General features: G+C 61.0%; 15 protein-coding genes and 1 pseudogene. 4 read left to right on the top strand and 12 right to left on the bottom strand.

Translation table 11 applies throughout. The features are described 5' to 3' along the window. Window positions 1-38: 38 nt before the first annotated feature. The 4 genes from ACQCS0_RS09875 to ACQCS0_RS09860 are packed head-to-tail and all read right to left on the bottom strand — an operon-like array spanning window position 39 to window position 3,094. The gene (locus ACQCS0_RS09875; protein WP_426939751.1) at window positions 39-1,229 is read right to left on the bottom strand and encodes an alpha/beta hydrolase; all 1,191 of its coding nucleotides are present in this window, start codon (window positions 1,227-1,229) and stop codon (window positions 39-41) included. Next, window positions 1,222-1,671, bottom strand: a complete 450-nt coding sequence (locus tag ACQCS0_RS09870; protein WP_426939750.1) for a hypothetical protein — start codon at window positions 1,669-1,671, stop codon at window positions 1,222-1,224. Before ACQCS0_RS09870 ends, ACQCS0_RS09875 begins: the two co-directional genes overlap by 8 nt. Beyond that, window positions 1,668-2,696, bottom strand: a complete 1,029-nt coding sequence (locus ACQCS0_RS09865) for an MAB_1171c family putative transporter (protein WP_426939749.1) — start codon at window positions 2,694-2,696, stop codon at window positions 1,668-1,670. Before ACQCS0_RS09865 ends, ACQCS0_RS09870 begins: the two co-directional genes overlap by 4 nt. Beyond that, window positions 2,693-3,094 carry a hypothetical protein gene (locus tag ACQCS0_RS09860; RefSeq protein ID WP_426939748.1) on the bottom strand — a complete coding sequence of 134 codons (402 nt, stop codon included), beginning with the start codon at window positions 3,092-3,094 and terminating at the stop codon, window positions 2,693-2,695. The genes ACQCS0_RS09865 and ACQCS0_RS09860 overlap by 4 nt, the downstream gene beginning before the upstream one ends. Before the next feature lie 538 nt (window positions 3,095-3,632). On the opposite strand from ACQCS0_RS09860, the gene ACQCS0_RS09855 reads away from it, so the two are divergent. The 4 genes from ACQCS0_RS09855 to ACQCS0_RS09840 all read left to right on the top strand — a co-directional run bounded on the left by ACQCS0_RS09855 (window position 3,633) and on the right by ACQCS0_RS09840 (window position 10,133). Beyond that, window positions 3,633-3,947 carry a hypothetical protein gene (locus tag ACQCS0_RS09855; protein WP_426939747.1) on the top strand — a complete coding sequence of 105 codons (315 nt, stop codon included), beginning with the start codon at window positions 3,633-3,635 and terminating at the stop codon, window positions 3,945-3,947. Continuing rightward, on the top strand, window positions 3,944-7,513 hold the full coding sequence (mobF, locus tag ACQCS0_RS09850; RefSeq protein ID WP_426939746.1) for a MobF family relaxase: 3,570 nt from the start codon (window positions 3,944-3,946) through the stop codon (window positions 7,511-7,513). Before ACQCS0_RS09855 ends, mobF begins: the two co-directional genes overlap by 4 nt. 848 nt (window positions 7,514-8,361) lie before the next feature. After that, window positions 8,362-9,051, top strand: coding sequence for a hypothetical protein (locus ACQCS0_RS09845; RefSeq protein ID WP_426939745.1), 690 nt, complete (start codon window positions 8,362-8,364; stop codon window positions 9,049-9,051). Window positions 9,052-9,176: 125 nt separating this feature from the next. Further along, complete coding sequence (locus ACQCS0_RS09840; protein WP_426939744.1) at window positions 9,177-10,133, top strand: hypothetical protein; 957 nt, start codon at window positions 9,177-9,179, stop codon at window positions 10,131-10,133. Window positions 10,134-10,364: 231 nt separating this feature from the next. Here ACQCS0_RS09840 and ACQCS0_RS09835 read toward each other — a convergent pair whose 3' ends face one another. The 8 genes and pseudogenes from ACQCS0_RS09835 to ACQCS0_RS09800 form a co-directional block, all read right to left on the bottom strand. Further along, window positions 10,365-11,177 carry a PH domain-containing protein gene (locus tag ACQCS0_RS09835; protein WP_426939743.1) on the bottom strand — a complete coding sequence of 271 codons (813 nt, stop codon included), beginning with the start codon at window positions 11,175-11,177 and terminating at the stop codon, window positions 10,365-10,367. Between the two features lie 353 nt (window positions 11,178-11,530). Beyond that, window positions 11,531-11,647, bottom strand: a pseudogene (locus tag ACQCS0_RS09830) (ATPase, T2SS/T4P/T4SS family); the annotation flags it as partial. A gap of 214 nt (window positions 11,648-11,861) precedes the next feature. Beyond that, window positions 11,862-15,278: a DEAD/DEAH box helicase family protein gene (locus tag ACQCS0_RS09825; protein ID WP_426940220.1), complete on the bottom strand. Its 3,417-nt coding sequence runs from the start codon at window positions 15,276-15,278 to the stop codon at window positions 11,862-11,864. Between the two features lie 220 nt (window positions 15,279-15,498). Further along, window positions 15,499-16,674, bottom strand: a complete 1,176-nt coding sequence (locus tag ACQCS0_RS09820) for a restriction endonuclease subunit S (protein ID WP_426939742.1) — start codon at window positions 16,672-16,674, stop codon at window positions 15,499-15,501. Then, entirely contained in the window at window positions 16,671-18,167 is a 1,497-nt protein-coding gene (locus ACQCS0_RS09815) for a type I restriction-modification system subunit M (RefSeq protein WP_426939741.1), read from the bottom strand. Before ACQCS0_RS09815 ends, ACQCS0_RS09820 begins: the two co-directional genes overlap by 4 nt. 409 nt (window positions 18,168-18,576) lie before the next feature. Continuing rightward, window positions 18,577-19,335: a toll/interleukin-1 receptor domain-containing protein gene (locus tag ACQCS0_RS09810; RefSeq protein ID WP_426939740.1), complete on the bottom strand. Its 759-nt coding sequence runs from the start codon at window positions 19,333-19,335 to the stop codon at window positions 18,577-18,579. A 130-nt stretch (window positions 19,336-19,465) separates the two neighbouring features. Further along, a complete protein-coding gene (locus tag ACQCS0_RS09805; protein WP_426939739.1) occupies window positions 19,466-19,945 on the bottom strand; it encodes a hypothetical protein in 480 nt (159 codons plus the stop codon). Between the two features lie 204 nt (window positions 19,946-20,149). Continuing rightward, on the bottom strand, window positions 20,150-20,662 hold the full coding sequence (locus ACQCS0_RS09800; protein ID WP_426940208.1) for a single-stranded DNA-binding protein: 513 nt from the start codon (window positions 20,660-20,662) through the stop codon (window positions 20,150-20,152). Between the last annotated feature and the right edge of the window lie 15 nt (window positions 20,663-20,677).

Here is a 20,677-nt window from a genome sequence, read left to right as displayed (position 1 = left end):
CCGTATCGAGAGATTGATCTACCCGGGGGAACCGGCAGTCAGCCTGACGACACACGGTTTCGGAGCCAACCAAACACCGCTGCGTCCCACCCCTCCGGATCGACATTCCACTCCTGCGTGTGCTCCACAGAGGGAAAAGTCACCAGCGTCGCCAAATCACGACGGCGGTCCACGAACCGGCGGGAAACCGCGAAGGGAGTCGACCGGTCCCTTTCACTGTGGATCACCAGGGCAGGAAGGCGGAGTTCGTCCGCTCGGGCCACCCCATCCAAGGCCCTCAAATTCAAAGCTGTTCCCAGCCCGGCGATCCAACACAGTCGAGGTGACTCAAGAATCCGCAACCCCAGGGTCGCAATCCAGCTCGGAAGCATGCTGGATCGGGCGTTGGCCATCAGCGTGCTCGTCCAGTCAATGACCGGCGCATCGAGAACGAGCCCGACGATGCGGTCCCGGAACTCCGACTCGAGGGTCACCTGAAGTGCAATCGCGCCGCCGAGGGACCACCCGAACAACACAATCTGGCTAGCGCCCTGATCCAGGGCATAAGACACGGCTGCGTCCACGTCGCGCCACTCGGACTGTCCCAGGTGGTAGCGGCGATCCGCTGACGCCGGCGCTTCCCCGTCATTCCGGGATGAAACCACCAGAGAGGTGTATCCCAGCCGGCCGGCCACGGGTACACCGCGCAGCGCGCCGGATTTTTTGCCGCCCAGGCCATGGATGTGGATAGCCCACGTCCCGGCATCTCCTGGGGAGGCTTCAGAGGGTGGGAACTGCCAGGCGGGCGCCATGCCGTTCTCCACTGGAATCCCCACGTCTTTGTAAGGCAGCCCAAGTGGCTCCGGCGTCGGATAAACGTATCCGCTCCAGATCCCGGCCTTGGCGCTTAGCAGGTCCCCCGAGTCAACCCGTTCAACCAGCCGCGTCACCGTCCCGACGGCGGCGGGCCCTGCGCCGTCGTCGGTGGCAACGATCTTTCCGATGCAGGCGTGGCCTGCGCCATTGGCGAACCAGATGCTGTAGCGGCCCGGAACCGTAGTCCGGGGCGATGCAGGCAGTTCAATCAGCAACGCATCGTTGCTGTCGCGGAAAACCCTGAGAATCGGCAGATCCTCAACGCGCCGCGACGCGGGCACCACTATCTGACGCACGAAATAGACAGCAGCGAGAAGCGCCGCGGCTCCCGTCGTAGCACCTGCGATGACCACCCCCACAACTGCCTTACGCACCGCCGTCGTCCTGAGGTTCTTTCATGCGGTCGTCGATTACTTGGCGTAAACGCAGCAGCGTGGCGGGGGAAATCGCCTGCAGCTGACGGGCTGCAAAGTTCCTGACGCGATTTTCCCGCAGCGTCCGCAACAGCTGCAGTTGGGCATCGACCAGATCAGGGATTTCCCCGGTGTCGTCCAGGAGATACCGGGAGTCGACGCCAAAGTAGTCGGCAAGATTCTGCAGAAGTGCCGTGTCCGTCGCCATGGGACCGTCGCCGCTACGCATATACGCCCACCGCGAGCGGGACAAGGGCGTTCCCCGCTCCTCCATGTCCCGGCTGATCTGCGGATAGGTCAAAGGCGAAGACCCTTGGGCCTCAAAAAGATCCAGGAGGAGATTCAGTTTTCGGGCGAGGCGTGCTTGCGGCGTTTCGGAGAGATCGCCGTCGCTGTCGGTCATGACTTCACCTCCCCCTTGATTGGCGTCCTGGCTCCCCAATGCCCGGGGGTGGAAACCCGGGTTCCGAGATACTCCTCCGCTTCAGCCAGTACTTGAATATCACTCTCCCCTAGTGACTTGGCAAGTTCGGGGTCGACCAACATGGCGTCACGGATCTCAACCAGCATCCGGTGGAGACGCTGCTTGGACGCATCCCGCGGGTCGCTGGGTCCCGCCGGAACGTTGAGCCGAGCCCCGGCGCGGGCCGCGGTGGTTCGTTCCCAGGGCTCAGCCAAACGTTCGACGAGGACGTCTGCGGTACGGGAATCGGACCTGCGCTCCAGGCCACGCGCGACGGGTGGCAGGGCAAGGCCCACGCACAGAAACGCCATGGCTCCGAATACCGCGGCGTCGTACACGTACGAGAGCCGTTCCATCGACTCTTTCTCTCCCATCAGGTGCAGGACATCCATGCCCAGCACCGCCAGAACGAGCACAACGGCCAGGGAACACCCAATGCCGATGAAAGTGAGTGCGAGGCGGAAATACGCCCTCGCCATCTCGCTACGGAACTTGAAGCACGTATAGCCGGTGACAGTCACCACCGCTCCGAGGTAGAGGAACTGGATGCTTGAGTACGCGGCGGCTGCCCACTGGCTGCCGAAGTCCTTCATAAAAGAGGTGGACGTCCACGGGGCATCAACCAGGCTGAAACTGAGAATCAGTCCGACGACGACCACTCCCAGGAGAACAAATCCGGCCCTGTTGCGCCGGTCCATCGTCTCTTCTGGATCGGCCGCCCGCAGGATCGCCCGGGACAGGAAGTAGATCCCGACGACCATGAAGATGTTGGCCACCAGGTCCAGAACATTGCGGCCGCCGAGTAGCCGGTCTCCCTCGAGGTAGAACACGTCGACATTCAGCGTAAGTGCGGTGGCAATAGTCACGGCAGCCACCATTATGCTGTGGTCGCTGCGCCGCTTCATGCTTGGCAGGAGGCACAGGACCAGGCCCCAGATCACGGCGGCGGCAAAGACCCGGATCACCCCAAAATCCTTTCAAACGACCGGGGCTCAATGCTGCTGTCCCGGATTGCAGCGGCGAAGAGATCTGCCAGGGTCTCGGCGGCGGCTTCGATGTGATCCAGGAAGTCACTGCGCCCCAGGATGCGCGAGACTTTCTCGCCGGAAAGATTGGGAAACAGAGTCTCGGCGTAGTTCGCGGACACCACCGCCTCATCGTGGCGGAGCACCATATGTCCGAGTTCGTGAAGGATAAATTGCTGGCGGTGAAGCGCCGACGGCGTTGGCGCGTGCAGGATGATCTCCCGAGTGTTCGTGGACAGCCACAGCCCACAGACCGTTCCGCTGTTCAAAGACTCACAGACGTCGATTTCAATCCGCCGTCCGCGGACCTTCTCAATGATCGAGATCAGACGGTCCAAGGAAAGGCGGCTTGGCAGTTTCAGCGATCGGAAGCCCTCCGCAGCGCTGCTCGCCGGCGAATTTTCAGAGTCCGCATAATGTCCCATTGGAATCCCATCATCTGGGCTGCTGGCTCGTATCGATGCCCGTCGCCCTTCGACGAATCGGCCCGAACATATGGGCCCGCCAAGACTCGCCTACAACCATTGAACGCTTGTGCTCTGGACATGTCCAGAGCACAAAACCGCACCACCCTCACACCTCTGGCATCCAAGGCTGTCGGCGTGAGCGCGTGCTCACGGCAAGTCATGTCGCAGGGTACGTCGGCGTTGATGAACGACTGTGAGCGGAAAGATTTGCGGGGAATGCGGCGAGCGCTTCGAGCCGTCGCGCGGGTCGCAGCGGTTCTGCTCTACGCGCTGCGCCAACCGACAGCGTGACCGTCGACGGCGGCACAGGGCAAAGGGGGCGCCGCCCGCTCCTGTAGCGCGCGCGACGTCGGATTCTCGCGCCGGAGCTTCGGCCCCAACAGCACCCAGCCACAACGCCGAGGACCGTTTGTCTGCCGCCGTCGCAAAGAGCAGCCAACTCGTCGATTCACTCCGCGTCCAGCTCCGATCCCAAGCCGCAGACATCGACCACTTAGCAGCAGAGAGCTCGGAAGAACGAGCCCTGATCAAGAGCCTTCGCGTCGAAGTCGCCAGCCTGCAGGCCGCCCAGAGAACTGACGCACAGGACCTGGTCCGCCTGGCCGGCAGGCTGCTGGCTCTGTCCCAGACCACCGGCCTCGAGATAGACGACACCACGAAAGCCATATTCCGCCGGCGAGGGTGGACATCCTCCAGCCGCCATCGGGAAGCATCGAAGCAATGACCATGTCCATCGCCCGGCTTTCCGCGCAGTCGGGCGTGAAGTACCTTTTCAAGACCACCATGTTGGACGATCTGACGGTCACTCCCGCCGATGCAACCACGTACTACATGAAGGCGGGCACGCCGCAGGGACGCTGGCGGGGTTCCGGCCTGCAAGGCATCAACAGGACCATCGGAGAGGTAGTCACAGAATCCGACGCCAAAGCCCTATTCGACCACGCGGTCCACCCAGATACCGGCAGTCCCTTGGGGCGTCCGCATGGCCAACCCACAGTCGTCCAGAACAGCCAGGGCCGGACCGAAACGCGCCACGCCGTCGTCGGCTTCGACCTCACCTTTAGTGTCCCCAAATCCGTGTCCGTCCTCTGGGCCCTGAGCCCCCGCGCTCTCCAGGATCAAATTCTCCAGACCCACCACGACGCCGTCGGCGCCACGCTGCAGTGGCTCGAAGAGTCAGTCATCCACACGCGGGCGGGCCGAGACGGCGTCGCCCACCTCGGTACCCGGGGCGCCATTGCTGCCTGCTTCGACCATTGGGAGTCCCGTGCCGGGGATCCTCAGCTCCACACCCATCTTGTCATCGCCAACCGCGTCCAGCGCATCACCGACGGCGCTTGGGTCACACTGGATTCGCGGACGCTCTACAAAGCCGCGGTCGCTGCCAGCGAGCACTACAACGGTCTGCTCTTCGACGCACTCCACCGGAATCTCGGCACCGACGCCGACATCCGAGAAGCGATCACGGACACGCACAACCCCAGCCAGCAACTCACCGGCGTCGACCAGGTGCTGATCCGCGAATTCTCCAACCGCTCCCGCCTCATCGATCTGGAAACCGACCGCCTGGTCACCGAATGGACCGCCAGCCATGGCACTCCGCCCACCGCGACAACCATCATCAAACTCCGCCAGCAGGCAACCCTTTCCACCCGCAGTGCCAAACCGGAAACCGCCGCGCCACTCCATCAGCTCTCCGCACAGTGGCGGGCCCGCGCAGCGGCCAAAGGCTTCGAGCCCAACCTCGTCCTCGCGAACACCGTGCGACGCTCCCACGCAGCCCCTTTCCGCACCGGTGACTTCACGGCCGACTGGATCGACGCTGTCGGCTCCCTGGCCCGCGAGCGCGTCGCGACGAAACGCGCCACCTGGAACCGTTGGAACCTCCTCGCGGAAGCCGAACGGGTCTGCGCCGACATCCGCTGCAACACACCGGCGGACCGCAACACCATGATCGATGCCGTTGCCACTGCCGCAGAAAACCAGTCCGTCCCGCTCAACAAGTACCGTTACGCCGTTCCCGTCAACGCGCAGCCCGACCTCCGCTTCGCAAACCGCAGCATCTTCGACTTCCACGGCTCCCGCCTCTACACAGACACGGCCACCCTCGCCAATGAGGATGTCGTGATGGCGGCAAGGAACGACGACGGCGGTCCGGCAGTGAGCGCGGCCGTCGCCATGGAATCGCTCGCCGGTTACAAGCACCGTGGTCGGCTCGAGCTCCACGGCGACCAGCACGCGGCGGCGGCCCAGGTGCTGCTCAGCGGCAACCGGCTTGATGCCGTCGTCGGTCCCGCTGGAACCGGCAAGACCACCACTCTCGGCGCGGTCAAGGCTGCCTGGGAATCGGAATTCGGGGTCGGTACCGTCGTCGGGCTGGCGCCGGCCGCGGCGAGCGCCGAGGTCCTCGGGCGAGAGCTGGCACTGGCCACGGAAAACGTCGCCAAGTGGCTCTACGAGTCGGTCGGCCAGGGAGCCGGCCATCGAGCTGCACAATTCTTCGACACGGAGCAACAGCTCACCGTCGGTGCTACTCCCGGACCGCTGTCCCTTCAGCTCGCTCAGAGGGCCGCCCGGCTCGCCGCCGAACAGGACAGGTGGAGGTTCCATCCCAACCAGTTGGTCGTCGTCGACGAGGCCTCCATGGTGTCCACCCTTCAGCTGGCTGCGCTGGTACAGCAGGCCCGGGACGCCGGGGCCAAGGTGCTGCTAGTGGGCGACCCCGGGCAATTGGATGCCATTGACGCCGGCGGTGTGCTCGGCTGGCTCGACCGGCAGGGCAAGACGGTGCGGCTGAGAACCATTTGGCGGTTCGAACAGAAGTGGGAGCAGGACGCATCGCTCAAGCTTCGGGCTGGTGACTTCGCGGCCGTCGCTGACTATGACCGGCACCAACGTATCCAACACGGCTCGTACGTCGATATGGTCGGCGAAGCCTATCTGTGCTGGCAGTCGGACCTCCAAGAAGGCAAGTCGTCCATTCTCATCGCGGCCGACAACAACAGTGTCAGTATGCTCAACCAGCGGGCCCAGGCCGACCGCGTCATCCAAGGTTCCGTGGATGCGGAACACACGGAGCCGCTGAGCGACGGGTCGCGGGCCGGCGCTGGCGACACCGTCATTGCCCGCCTCAATGATCGAAGCATCACCGACAGCAGCGGTGACTTCATCCGGAACGGGACCCTGCTCGACGTCGTCCGTACAGGCAGGCGCGACGGCTCGCTGACCGCGGTTCGCCGGGACACCGGCGCAACGATCGTTCTTGGCCGGGAGTATGTTGAGTCCTCGGTGGAGCTGGGATATGCGACGACAGCCCACCGTTCGCAGGGCATCACTGTGGACACCGGACACACCGTCGTCACCCAGGGCCGACTCACCCGTGAACTGCTGTACGTGAGCATGACCCGCGGACGATCGGGAAACCACGCGTATGTCAGCGAAAACGATCCTTCGGACGACGAGCCTATGGATCCTGCCGCGCAAGCCTCGTGGCGCCAGATACTTGGTGAGGTCCTTGCCGCCGAGGGAGCCGAACGTACGGCCCAAGAAGTCCGCGACGCCGAGCAGTCTAAGGCCGACAGTCTGGGGCAGCTCAGCGCGGAATACGACTACCTCGCACAAATCGCAGCCGCCGAGGACCTGTTGAAGTTCCTCGATGTTCACTCGCCTGGCAGGGCCCCTGAACTCCAGCAATCACCATCGTGGGGCGCGACTGTCGCAGCGTGGCGCCAGGCCACTGGCGTTAGCCGTCCAAGCACGCAACGTGTTGTCGTAACTGCCCTGCAAACAGACGCGGCGGCTCGAGATATGGCGGCTGTCGTCCACTCCCGGCTCCGTCAGTTCCTGTCCGGGATGCCCGCAGCTGGAATTGATCCCCTGGCTGCACCGGTCCGCACGTCTCGTCCTGATGTGGCCGACATGATCAACCAGATTCAGGACCGGGTCCAGCAGCGGATGACCCGTGTAGCCCGCGACGCCACGATGCGTGACACCGAATGGAAACGTGCGCTACTGGAGGCCTTAGGTCCAAATAGACTTCCAGAGCACGCGACGAACGTCATTCAGCGTGTCGCCATCCACAGGGACCGATGGGGTATCGCTGACTCGCCCCTCCCCCTGGGACCAGTTCCTGACGCATACGACTGGGAACAACAGGAGCAGCGTGCAAGAATCGCCCGCCTTATTGACCAAGCCGCTCTACCGTCTGCCAGTTACCGGCAGGCATCGAAGTTGCTTGATGACCCGATTTCGTGGGACAACCGGCTTATCAATGTCGGCTGGCAAATCTAGACTGGACGAGAAGGTAGTCCATGGATGCAAACCCAGTCCTGAAGCCAAAGCTTGCGACACCTGCGCTGGTCCTGACTAGCGTGGCCCTCTCGATGTGTGTCACATACCTTCTGGGAACTATGGCCAACAGCTGGCCTCCAACCATGCTGCTCCAAGCGACAGCGCTTGCAGCCCTCCTGGCCATCACTACTGCCGGCGCCGTCTGGTTGGCCCGCCTGCGCCGGCGTCGTTTTTGGACAGCAGCCGCAAACGAAAAGTGGAATCGCTTCGACGAAGCAAAGCTGGCGCACCGCACCACAGCAGAGGTCACAGTTCTTAGCGTCGATTCCCTCGAACCCACGGGATCCTGGATAACGATCCGGTGGAACCGTTTCGACCATGTTCAGCGCGCCTGGATTGAAGCGCTGCCCGATCCACTCTGGCCAGGCTCAGTTCTGCTAATTTCCCCGGATCCATCCCAAGTCAGGCCCGGAGCGCCATGGCCTACGACCTACTACATTCAAGCTTCGAACTGCCTCGCATGGGCGCCATCCAAGAAAGATTCGTTAGCGACACGCCCAAGCCGTGCGGCGGAACCGTTGAGCTGATTCCTAAGGCCTCCCTTTGGCTCATCTGAGTCAGAATCTATAGGCAGCAAGGGGAAAGTCGACCGTCACGCTGGCCCTCAAGACCGGTCATATCCGGAATCCAATGTGCGCGGACCGTGTACATGCCGGGCAGACCGAACATTGGGGTGTTCTTCACCGCCGGTGCTACCACGAGCGCATGCGAGGTTAAGCTACGGTCGGACGTTAGAAGAATACATGCGTCACCAATAATCCCCCCGGAAGCTGTCGAGAAGAGACACCTTGGCTTATGATTTTGACCCCTCCAATGTCCAGGTGATTGCTGATCTGATCGATAAGGTTGCCATTCCCAAGGATGATCCAATAGAGACTTGGGAACGCCTCATGCGCGACGAGGAGTACAGATCTTTGGATGAAGGTCTGCGAGTAGAGACAGACTTCCTTTTCACCTATGAATTGCAAGAGAACTACGGGAGCGCGGGTGAGGTCAAACTTGTCGAGTCAGGGCTTTCGCTGACTGCCACTCGTCCAATGTCGGAGACGCCCCCAACCGCATGGAGGTTGTGGGCCCAGGTACTTGATACCCTGCAGAGCCTTGGGGTTCGCGCCCAACTTGCCGACATTCTCCTCACGGCACGCGTTAGACCGAAACCTGAACACGCAGCGTCCACGGTTGCTCTGTATTTGATGGTTTCTGACCTTGCCGGTACTAACCCTCTGCGGGCTGCGCTTTCGCTTGCAAGGGCGAACAGCATTGCCCGCGCTCGGGGAATGAATGAGGAACTCACCGTGCGAGTGGCGATGCACCGTCGGTGCGAAGTCCTCGGTAACGACCCGGCAACGAGCGGTCCAGCCCTGACCCTCTTGGCCGCACTTTCAGTGCCGCCTCGTGGCGGGACTTTTGAGCCCGGGGAACGCGATTTGGTGCGCACTCGGCTTCTCTCACTAGGAGAACTCTCTCCCCCGGTTTAATCGCCGAGATTGCAAAGACACTCGCACGCATCTCGGAAACCGCACGGGAACTCGAACTCGCCAGGCGCTGGCACGTAGAGCAATACCTATCGTTGGCTACGTCCGAAGACCATGGGATGCGCAGGATGCATCACGCGCAGACCGCAGCAAGCTTGGCTACCGACTATGGCATAGCCGACCTGAAAGATGCTGCAACATTGGTCATGCAGTCCGTGGACCGCGACTCGATGGGATGGGAGACTGTAGCGTCCAAGGAGACCTTCTCCAAAAACGCTTTCCGTGCCCATCTTAGAAGATACCGCCGTGCACGGAACTGGAACTATGCGCTGATGGTATTCCTCGCCGGCCGTTCGCCCTCTGGTGACCACGAAGCACACATTAAAAGCGCAAAGGAGGCTGCTAACGGATCGATAAGAGCAGCCACTAGTAGGACCGTTTACGGTTCGCACGGCCTTCCTGAGCGCACGGACGCAGACTTTATGAGTGAAGAGATTGCCCAAGCCGCGACATTCGACGTGAGCCTCTCCGCGATCCTGTTAGCTCTCGAACTCGAATTTATTCGAGACCGATTCTCTCCACCGCCAGCCAAAAAAGTTGCCGACTGGATGGTGGATGACCTTTCGGCTGACGCGGCGCAGGCTAATCATTTCTCACGGTCGCTCGCCTTACATTGGGCTGAGAGTTACTCCGATTCGGCTCGGCTATCAATTCAGCTTATTGAAAGTGCAGCACGCAGTTTGTTACTTACTCTTGATGAGCCGCTATATCGAACTGAGCGAGGCGACTCGCCGGGTCAGTTTCCCGCGTTGGGCTTCTACGTTGAAGCGCTTGCTAAACGTGACTTGGATCCCGACTGGGTTCGCGCACTTCGAGTGACGCTTTTGTCGCCCGGTATGAACCTGCGCAACCTTGCCGCTCACGGATTTATGCTAGATTTCACTGCCCAACAATCGGCCTTACTGCTTCGCCTCGCGGGACTCTTCTGCGCGATGCCCATAGACCTGGACCAGGTAACTCTTGAGTCGCCACCCAAGGCTGCTAGACGTCGGTTGCGGAGACGCCTCGGTTGGGTGTGGTCATAGGGAGGCGCACGTGAACGCCTAAGCGCCCACAACCATGAAGACTGATCTTATGGCCACTCCATCCCTGAGCCGTTAAAGAGCCAGGACGGCCTCCCGGAAATCGGATCGAGCTAGCACCTCTGCTTAGCGCTTTGCGATTCCTGTATAGCCCCTGAACCATTTCCGGGCAGACCAACTTTTGAGCGCGATGACCGGCCAAAGCTTGGGCGTGCCTGGCGGCACGCCTGAGTCTTACGCGAGGAGGCTGATCTTCTGCGTCTGGAATTCCTCCTCGGTAAGGATTCCCTGAGTACGAAGGGCCGCGAGGCGCTCCAGCTGGCCGATCAGATCCTGCTGCGGCGGTGCTGCCGCCGGCTGCACCGCCGCTGCTGCTGAAGCAGCCTTCGCTGTACGGATCGCCAGTGCCAGGGCGTCCCCGCTGCCATGCGCAATCCTTGTCATAACGGAGGTCATCCCGTTGTACGTGATTGTCAGTGACTCCCCGGAAGTGGACTTGGCGAGGTCCACCGCCTGGATAACTTCGAAATCGAACGTCGTCAGGGAATCCCGGTAGGTGGCCACTCCCATTTCCAAAAACATCACCCGGCGGTTAGTGACCGCGGCAAGTGATTTCTTGTCCGCGATTTTCCCGACACCCATGGCAAGCACTGTTTCCCCGTGCTCAATGAGGTTCGGCAAATGGCCGATTTCAACGGCGGCAAAGATAAAGCCCGGAGTCTGCAGCATGAGGTCTTTGATGCCGTGGTCATAGTGCAGGCCGGCAGGGAGTCCCTTGGAAATTTTGGCCAGGTGCTCATAATGTCTGTCCCCCATTGCCTCGACCCGCCAGTCGATGCGCGTCGTGTCGCCGTCAGCAAAAATCGTCCCAGTGATCTCGGCTGCCCACCGGTCCCGCAGGATCGCCCGGGGAACATCGATGATCACCTTATCCGGGTTTGAGGACTGCAGCGTGAACTTGGCCTTTTCGACAGCTGGCGACAAGGCCTGCAGTGCTTTTGTACGGTCGGCGAGCAGAGTCCACTGGACGGTTCTGGTAATCCTCATGACTGCACTGTAAATCAAAAACGCCCGACCGGATTGTATTCGCAATATGTGGCGTCAGGCCGGAGAAGGCCGCTGCCACCTCCGGCCACATAAATTACGGCCATCGGCGCCCGTCGATCCGCTTCCCAGCGGTGGCAAGGAAATCGGCACTCTGGTCGAGCGGACGACACGGTTCAAGATGCTGATCCACCTACTCTGCGAAGAGGTATACGGCGGAGTCCCACGGACTAAGAACACCACGCCGCATATGCCCCTGGCCACAACAGTTCGTGGAAGGAAATACCTCTGCACGTTGATTGCCAAGAGCTACGGCAGATGTCTACTCTCTAGCTGTTGGCTCGTTGCGCATGATGCATACTGGGCAGCCCGGAATTCAGGGCGATCAGCATGTCCAGCCTCTCGGCCTCCCGGACCTCGCCCACCACCAGCCGGACAGGGCGCACGCGCAGGGCCTCCTTGACCAGCCTTTGCTCGAGCGCTGCGGAACGTGCTCAAGGAACATCTAAAGAGGTCAGCGTCGTCGGCGTCCTTCGCAACACGAAACGCAGATTCGAGGAAAAGAGTGCGGGAAGGCAGTCGAGCGCCGTATGACTTCTGCGCTCAGTACGTTCTCCCGTCCCCGGTCGCCCTGACTGTAACTGGTGTGGCCCGTGTTCAGGTGCATTAGACCTGCGACGGCGTCAGTTATCCCGCCATCGCCGAAACACGCACACGGTTCAGCGCCTCGGCCAGAAGGTCCACATCTGCTTCCGGGAACAAACTTTCCGGCCCCGCAGGGGCGGCGTCGCTGTAGGGAGATTCGTACAGCGCGCCGACGTCCACGACGCCGTTCTCGGTGAGTTGCTGGACGATCATGTCAACGAAATGCAGCTGGTTGGGGTTGAGGGTCTTGTCCCCCACGAACGCGGACAAGGAATCCAATGCCGCCTGTCGATCCATCCCCACCAGAGACCGGACAAACAGCCCAAGACCCTCAGCTTGCGTGGTGGCCGCTTCCAGTTCCGCGGGCGAACCCGCGCCGCTCTCAATCAGCATGCGCTCAAGTTCAGCAAGGTCGGTCTCGGTCAGGGGTAGCCCGCGGCGGAGGCGATGGATTGCCATGTGGTCCAGGAACCCCTGCAGGTACATCCGGGCCTTCTCCCGGTACCGGGCCAGATCTACCGATCCGGTCGCGGTCCCCTTCAGCTCACCTTCCACAATATCGCCGAGGGTATCTTCGAAGTTCGTGTAGACCACCTTGCGGCGCTTCTTCTCGATAAGGTGCACCAGCCCCCGGAGCCTCACCCGGATCAGCTCGAGCCACTGCGGCGAGACCTGGCCCCACTCTTCGCCCTCCAGGATCGACTGGATCAGGACCATCTGCGCCGCGATGGCGGGGATGGTCGGCTGGTCCTGCAGGGCGGACGCAATCTCGACGATTTTCTTGCGGTACGGCTCGACGGCGGCCGCAGAGGTCAGCGAAGCCAACTGCGCCTGATACATCAGCAGGTCGAAGCGTTTGGCTTCCTCTGTATCGGCGGCGGATGCCAGAGTCGCCAAGGGGGCCAGCTTTGCCTGCAGGTCAGTCAGATCCTGCGTGCCAAGGGTGCCCCACGAAGCGGGCTTCGAGAACTTCTCCACCCACTCCAACTGCGGGCGCACAAGGAAATTCTCTCGGGGCAACCCCGCTACCTGGCCCACAAGGCCGGACTGGAGCGCCGGCACGAAGTCACCGTCGAGCCCGGCCGTGCGGGCTTCGGCCAGCAGCTGTGCCCGGACGGCGAAGCTGCGCTGCGCCAGGGACTGTCCCAGAGACCCTTCGGTACCGGGCAGCTCGGCGTTGAAGTACTCAATATTCTGGCAGACGTCGAAGATGAAGAAGTCCTGCTTGTCCTCACCCGGTCCGTACAGCTCCGGCCTGAGTCGGGTGCCGCGGCCCACCATCTGCCAGAATTTTGTCTTGGAGCGCACCACTTTGAAGAAGAGCAGGTTGACCACTTCGGGCACGTCGATTCCGGTGTCCAGCATGTCCACGGACACGGCGATGTGCGGGCTGTCCTCGGTGCGGGCGAAGGCGTCGATCAGGGTGGAGACGTATTTGACGCTGTGTGTGATGATCTTGGCGAAGGTGCCCCCGTACTGGGGGTAGTTGATGTTGAACCGTTCGGCGATGAATTCGGCGTGCTTCTGGTTCTTGGCGAAGATGATCGTCTTCCCGAGCCGGTCTCCCCCGGCGACCTTGTGGCCGCGGGTCATCAGCACCTCGAGTGCCTTGTCCACGGTGTTGGCGTTGAAGAGCCAGGTGTTCAGGATGGCCGGATCCACGGCGTCCGGGACCTCCCCGTCCTCATCCCATTCAGCGGAGTCCCAATCCTCCTTTTCCTCCTCGGAGAGTTCCTCGTAGCGGATTCCTTCTATCGGGAACTTCAGCGGGATGGACACGGTCCGGGGCGGTACGAGGTAGCCGTCGGAGATGGCCTGCGTCAGTTCGTAAGCGAACGTGGGGACGTGGTCCTCGATGTCGAACAGGGAGTAGGTGTTGCGGTCCACCTCGGACTGCGGGGTGGCGGTCAGGCCCACTAGATACGCGTCAAAGTAGTCGAAGATGGCCCGGTACTTCTGGTAAACGGAGCGGTGGGCCTCATCGATGATGATCAGGTCGTAATGGCCGGTCCCGAACCGTTGCGTCAGGACCGTGCCGTCGTCCGTCCGTTCGTTGATCAGGTTCATCATCGTCGGATAGGTGGCGATGTGAATGCGGCTGTCCGCGTCCACCTCACGGCCCAGCACCACCGGGGACGACCCGGGGAGATTGGTCTTGAAGGCGCGGGCGGCCTGGTCCACCAGTGCGACGCGGTCGGCCAGGAACAGTACGCGTTTGGCCCAGTTCGCCTCCATCAGCAGGCTGGAAAGCGCGACGACGGTGCGCGTCTTGCCGGAGCCGGTCGCCATCACCAGCAGCGCCTTGCGTTCCTTGTCGGTTTCCAGGGCGTCGATGACGGCCCGGATGGCGGCCTGCTGGTAGCTGCGGCCGGCGATCTCGGTATTGATGGCCGCCGTAGCCAGGGGCTTCCGGGTGGTGCGGCGGTCCACCGTGAGCTGGAGCTGGTCCCGGGTGTGAAAGCCCTGGACCGGCCGGGGAGGATAGCCGGAGGCGTCGTCCCAGATCCAGTGCTCGTAGCCGTTGCTGTAGTAAATGACCGGGCGCTGGCCCTTCTCCGTCTCCAGCGCGTCCGCGTACAGCTTGGCCTGCTGCTGGCCTTCGTAGGGTGACTTGGCTGACCGTTTGGCTTCGACAACGGCGAGAGGCTTGCCGTCGGCCCCCCACAGCACATAATCCACAAACCCGGTTCCGATCGCGGGGCCGGCGTGCGTGGGCATGTGGTGGACTTCGAACTCGCGGTCCTCGACCTTGTCCAGGGCCCATCCTGCTTCGCTCAAGTACAGGTCAATGTAGACCCGGGTTTCGGCCTCGGTGTAATCGTGGCCGTCCGGGAGCTTCTTGTTTTCCTCCTTCGCCCGGGCAATCTCCGCACGCAGGGCCTCAAGCTGGGCTTGGAGTTGCGCGTTGTCCTGCGTCTGGGCGGCCAAGGCTGAATCTTTGGCGGCCAGTTCTTCGGCGAGTCTGGCCGTCTGGTCAGCGGTGAGGGGCTTTTCGGACGGAGCAGAAACACTCATCTTGGCCTGAGGGCTAAGAAATTCGCCCTTGAACGCCGCGGTTGATGGCGGGCGGTTGGCTGGATCGCGGGTGTAACGCACGGCTAGCCAGATGCAGACGTGGAACAATTCCCGGAGCGCTTGTTCGGAGTGCTGGATGCTAATGGCTAGGTTGCCATGAATGGCACTGTTGGCTAATTTACGGATGATGTGAAGTTTGTCCACGAGTGAGACGTCGGCGAGCTGCTTGAATGAAGGCGCCGTCATCAAGGCGTGGAGGTCAGTGCTGTAAGGCTGGCTGAGAGAACCGTCGAACTCGTAGAGCCATCCCACAACCGCTTCAATTGCACGCCGCGCGTACAGCAGGGAGGATCGCGGGTCGCGCCGGGCATACAACTCGGCCAGCCGCGCTTCTTTTGCGATCCGCGGCCACTCCGCCTGCATTACAGCGAAATTGCTGTTCACATCCCCCAATGCCACTCCTCTGTTGATCTTCTCTCTGGAGCCTAGACGTTGCTGCTCGGCATATGGCCCGGCAACACCGGATTCAACCCAAAACGTCCGACGATGCGAAAATCCGTTCCACGGCCGAGGCCACTCCAAGAAGTCCTCGTCGAGCTCGACAATGCCTCACCTGAACTCCTGAGCCACAACGAGGTGCCAAATCGGCACGTCGGAGTCCGCTTTAGGAGTAGTCGTCGTCTCGCTGGCTAAGCGTCCCAGTGAATGCTGCGGATTGGAGGGAAGCAAATAGTGAATCGAGCTTGGCAAGCTGGGCAAGACCAACTTCCCTCATTTGCTCCACTGCTGCCATCCGCGTGGAAAAGCCCTGCTGTCGTTCCAGAGGTGGCAACGGAATCTCAATATCGCGAATCATTGAGAGGTTCAGATTCTTTTGACGGACACCCCGCCGCAGTCGCCGATAATGGTCTTTCGCAATCTGGATGCACTCATAGACGTAGTCGTTCTGGGCCAGATTCGGATCGAGTAGCCCGAACGCGATTGCCTGATTGCATGTGCCGCGAGTCGTTGAAATACCCGACTTGAGTGCGGCCGTGTCGTACATACCCAAGAGAAGCGCGCCAGCAGGGAAGAACTTAGCGGAGGATTGACTGACGGCGTCTTCCGTGATCATCTCCTTGGTTTGTGCGAGGTATTTGCGATCCAACTCGCCGGACGTGTACCAGGGAATGTCTCCTTCAAAGAACGAATCTACGCTCCGCAGGGGTGTACCCCCGCTCTGCCACCGGCCAATCGACCCCAGAGAGACGAGCGGCAGGTGTGCGGAGTTGGTGGCTGGATCCCCAAACATGGAGCGAAAGATTGACTGGGTCAAAGCATCCAAATGGGCGATGAATTGGCGGCGTTGAGCGCGGAGCTCGTCAACGCTGTCCAGGATGGCAGCAATTCGTCGCTGCTGGCGCAGGGACGGCGGCTCGGGGATCTCGAGTGCAAGAAAGTCTTGCACCGAGGAGCGCCTTTTTCGTGGAATCGAACCGAATGCAATCGTGTCGTAGCGCTCGATCATGTTCCCTGTCAGCAAGAGCCGGCTGACAAACGTAGAGTCGTAGCCTTCCCGAACTCGAAAGGTTGGATAGAGGGGGGATATTAGTCCCGTCTCCCAATCTGTGTTATGCGCGACAGCGCCGGCCCACAATAGATACGGATTGAACGCTATGTCACCCCGACGAATGACCTTGTATGACTTCGTATCAGTGACCGCCAACCGCTTCTTGAACTTGGTTGATTGTGCGACGAAACCGTTGCGTTCCGTGAGGGTCAGTACCTCAGGCTCCGTATTATCGCCCAGCTTCTCCTTGAACTCATATAGCATCTGTCCTACGGGAATCGTGGCTTTCACTTCATTAATTCTTTCAGCTTTGCCAGACCATTTGCCATTTCGATTTCGAGAATTTGGAGCTCTGCAATGATGTCCGCAGGTTCGGCGTGAGCGATGTCTTTGTGCGCAATCATTTTGTACCGGTTGAGTGACAGGTCGTAGTCATTTTCGGCGATTTCCGCCCTGGAAACTAGAAACGACTGCTCGGTCCGAGGCCTGTCTTCCCGTTCTTCAGTCCGCCGCTGCCAGCGCTGGAGGAGGTCGTCGAGGTCCGAGGACCCCAGCGGTGCCCGCTTGTCATCCAGGCTGAAGCCGTCCGACTTCACATCGTAAAACCACACGTCGTCAGTGCCGCCCGAATTGGTCTTAGTGAAGAACAGGATAGCGGTCGAAACCCCTGTATAAGGCTTGAAGACCCCAGACGGTAGCTTGACCACACCATCAAGCCTATGGTCCTCGACGATAATCTTGCGTAGCGCCCGATGGGCTGTAGACGAGCCAAACAACACGCCGTCCGGAACGATCACTGCAGCACGGCCGCCGGGTTTGAGCAGGCGGAGGAAGAGTGCCAGGAAGAGTAACTCGGTCTTTCTTGTCTTCACCAGTGAGAGTAGGTCCTTGGCGACGTTCTCGTAGTCGAGGCTCCCCGCAAACGGCGGGTTGGCGAGGATGACATCGTATTTTTCTTCCTCGGAGCTGTGCAGGTCGGCCAAGGAATCCCGGTACGTGATGTCCGGGCTTTCGACTCCGTGCAGGAGCATGTTCATGGACCCGATGCGCAGCATGGTGCTGTCGAAGTCGTAGCCGTGGAACTGGCTGTGGTGGAAAAACTTGCTCTGCTCTGTGTTCGTGAGCAGGTTGGGATTGCGCTGTCGGAGGTATTCGCCGGATTGGACCAGGAACCCTGCGGTGCCCGCGGCCGGGTCGCAGATCGCTTCCATCGGCTGCGGCGCCGTCATGTTTACCATGAGGTCGATGATGTGGCGGGGTGTGCGGAACTGGCCGTTGGTGCCGGCAGAGGCGATCTTGCCGAGCATGTATTCGTAGAGGTCGCCCTTGGTGTCGCGCTCATCCATTGGGATTTCATCGATGATATCGACGACTTTTTCAAGCAACCCAGCGTTGGGGATGGTGAAGCGGGCGTCTCTCATGTGTTGTGCGTAGGAGGATTCCTCACCGTTTGCCAGTTGGACCAGCTCGGTGCGCAGGAACGGGAAAATGTGATCGGCGAACACGGTGTACATCTCGTCGCGGGAGAAGTTCTTGAACTTACTCCAGCGGAAGTCCTGGTACGAGCGGCCTTTCCCGTCCAGCCCGGACGGGAAGACCAGATTTTCGACAGGCTTGCCAATGCGGTTGGCCTTCTTCTCGGCCCGTGTCTGATTCTCGTCGAGCCGCTTGAGGAAGAGCAGATACGTGATCTGCTCGATCACTTCCAGTGGGTTCGAGATGCCGCCTGTCCAGAACGCGTTCCAGACCTTGTCTATCTGAGATTTGATTTCGCCCGTTATCACCGGCCCATCTTATTGGAGACTCAGACACGGCCTCGACCAAGCATCGGGGCTGTCGCCGTGAGCGGCGGAGCCCATCAGTCCCAACTTCTAGCCACGAGCCGAGCGCTGCATACGCCCCACAACTGTAAAAATCCGCATAGTGCGTGGAGGGGATACCGGCCCATATGCCAATATTTGAAGCTCCAACCAAGCGTGTTCGAACCCGTGTTCAGGGGCGACCTCTAGCCCACGTTGAACAGCACGACGCGTAGCGCCTGTTCGGCACGACGGCTAGAAAGGTGCATCCAACAACTCGACATAGGAGGCCTGCTGCTTCTTGAACTCGGCGAAAACCTCCGGGAACGGGGTCCACGCCCCTGTCTCGTCGCGGATCGCGGCCGCTTGTAACTGGCCGTTTTCAGGAATCGCCTTATCGATGCGCTGAATCTGCTCCGACGTAAGCTCGCGATAGTGCTGCAGGAACCTCCAAACGCGTCGTGTGTTGTCCCAGGAAAAAGAGTTCAGCAAAGCCTGGGTCAGGGACTCGGTCATGTATGACGAAAGAGAAGCTTCGGCGCAAAAAACATCCAACCTGGTCAACGAGGACCGACGGGTACTTGCCCACGCCCTGTATCGCCTGACGCTGACCCAGAGGACTGTAGGGGTCGGTCCCGTCGAGCTTGAGCGTTGGTACCGGAACACCGCGACCCAGCAGCCAGCCGACCTCCTGGTCGCACCATTGGCTCTGGATCGAGTCGACTTCTATGAAGACAATCCCAGCGTGGCACGTGCGTAGGTTGGCTTCGATTTCGTCAGCCCACTGTTTTGTCGCGACGATCGACTCGTGCGCGACGAAGAGGTCGATCCCAAGTGCCTTGAGCTGCTTACCGAAATCGGCTACAAAGATCTTGCTCTTAGTGAGGTGCGACGCGAAAACCCTGAGCCTCCCCGGTGCCTGTCCACCACTTGACGTCGACGCATCTGAAAAACTCAGCTCACCTCTTAAGTAAGAGGCCAGCTCCTGAAGCCCCGACTCATCACCCGCAAGTAAACAGTCCTGGATACTCATTTCACGATCCGGCGACGGAAAACCGAAGGTCTCCAGATGCAGGGACTGATCTTCCCATTCCAATTTTTGCAGCTCGTCGCGAACAAACCGCACCGTGGTGAGCTTCGTGGCCTTTTCCATCTTCCCCAGCTTCCCTAAGCTAAGACGTAGGTCCCAGAATATCCAACCCAGGGGACTTCGCCGCGCCCCAGTGACTTTGCGGGCCTACGGCGTGGAATTTATACCCCCCGGGCCGCAGCTGGATTTCTGATCACGGCGCAGTTTTGAGAGGGTCGATCGCCATCCACGGCATCTGCGGCGGTTCGTTCTCCGGCTTCTCGCGTTCCTCGAACGGCAACTTGCCGAACTTCCCGGCCTCCCAGTGGTTGTCGTTGAAGGTGTTCTTCGCGGCGGCCTGTGCCTGGATGAGAGCATCCTCGAACGCCGGCAGATCAGGCTGGTCGACACGGCCGGTGACGCGCTGCTCGTAGTGCCACATGTCCAACCAGAGGGATCCGCCGGCGAGGCGGTCCCAGTGGTTGTCGTTGAAGGTGTTCTTCGCGGCGGCCTGTGCCTGGATGAGAGCATCCTCGAACGCCGGCAGATCAGGCTGGTCGACACGGCTGAGTTCGAGGACGGTGACGCGCTGCTCGTAGTGCCACATGTCCAACCAGAGGGATCCGCCGGCGAGGCGGTGCTGGCCGGCCGCTGCCACGATGGGTTCGACGCCTCGGTCGTCGAGAAAGTACACGCATTTTGCAACGTGTCCCATCGTCGGTGGAGTTGGCGTGCACGTGCCCCCGGCGACGACAACGATCGCGCTGCTAGAGTGAACTTTCTCAAACGATGTGGCCATGGCACTCCGTCGAATGCCGCATGGGAAAGCGGGTTGGAGTGCTCACCAACCCGATTAGGCAGCATTCACTCCCGCGACCCGGACGGACGCTTCAGATCTTCAGTAGCTCATCTCATTCCCCGCCACGCCCCCGAAAGGGTGCACCACCACCGGACTCTTCGAACTGACGGTGTATGACGGCGTGGCCGCGTCCGCCGCGACGGACGCCTCAAGGCTTACTCGCACTGCAGGTTCCGGCGCTGCAACGGGCGCATGCGACGTGCGCTGGTAGATAGAGGTCCCGAAGCGCAGGTCGGGCCCGATGGTATCGGCGACGATACGCCGGGCTTCGCGGCGTTCGCCGTCCTTCTCGTACGAGCGGAATTCCAGCTCTCCCGCGACAGTGACCGGGTCGCCCTTCTTCAGCGACGTCGCCGCGTTTTCTGCCAATGCGCGGAAGGCGGAGACATTGTGGAAGACGGGTTCTCCATCGTGCCAGGTGCCGTCTGCCCCCTGGCTTCGCTGGTTGACGGCGACGCGCAGCTTGGCGTGGGCCACGCCGCTTTCGCCGATGCTCAGTTCGGGATCGGCGACGAGATTGCCTGCGATGCTGACCGGGATCTTGGTGCTCATTGCTGTTGTCCTTTC

This window comes from Pseudarthrobacter sp. S6 (assembly GCF_050156575.1).
Classification (GTDB): Bacteria; Actinomycetota; Actinomycetes; order Actinomycetales; family Micrococcaceae; genus Arthrobacter.
Note: the sequence above shows the minus strand (reverse complement) of the source record. Positions and strands in the feature narration are given on the sequence as shown.

What these genes read in the sequence shown, in the direction of transcription:
- ACQCS0_RS09800 (WP_426940208.1), bottom strand. Translation starts at nt 20,662, where the DNA reads ATGAGCACCAAGATCCCGGTCAGCATCGCAGGCAATCTCGTCGCCGAT.
- mobF (WP_426939746.1), top strand. Translation starts at nt 3,944, where the DNA reads ATGACCATGTCCATCGCCCGGCTTTCCGCGCAGTCGGGCGTGAAGTAC.
- ACQCS0_RS09810 (WP_426939740.1), bottom strand. Translation starts at nt 19,335, where the DNA reads ATGGAAAAGGCCACGAAGCTCACCACGGTGCGGTTTGTTCGCGACGAG.
- ACQCS0_RS09840 (WP_426939744.1), top strand. Translation starts at nt 9,177, where the DNA reads ATGCATCACGCGCAGACCGCAGCAAGCTTGGCTACCGACTATGGCATA.
- ACQCS0_RS09870 (WP_426939750.1), bottom strand. Translation starts at nt 1,671, where the DNA reads ATGACCGACAGCGACGGCGATCTCTCCGAAACGCCGCAAGCACGCCTC.
- ACQCS0_RS09835 (WP_426939743.1), bottom strand. Translation starts at nt 11,177, where the DNA reads ATGAGGATTACCAGAACCGTCCAGTGGACTCTGCTCGCCGACCGTACA.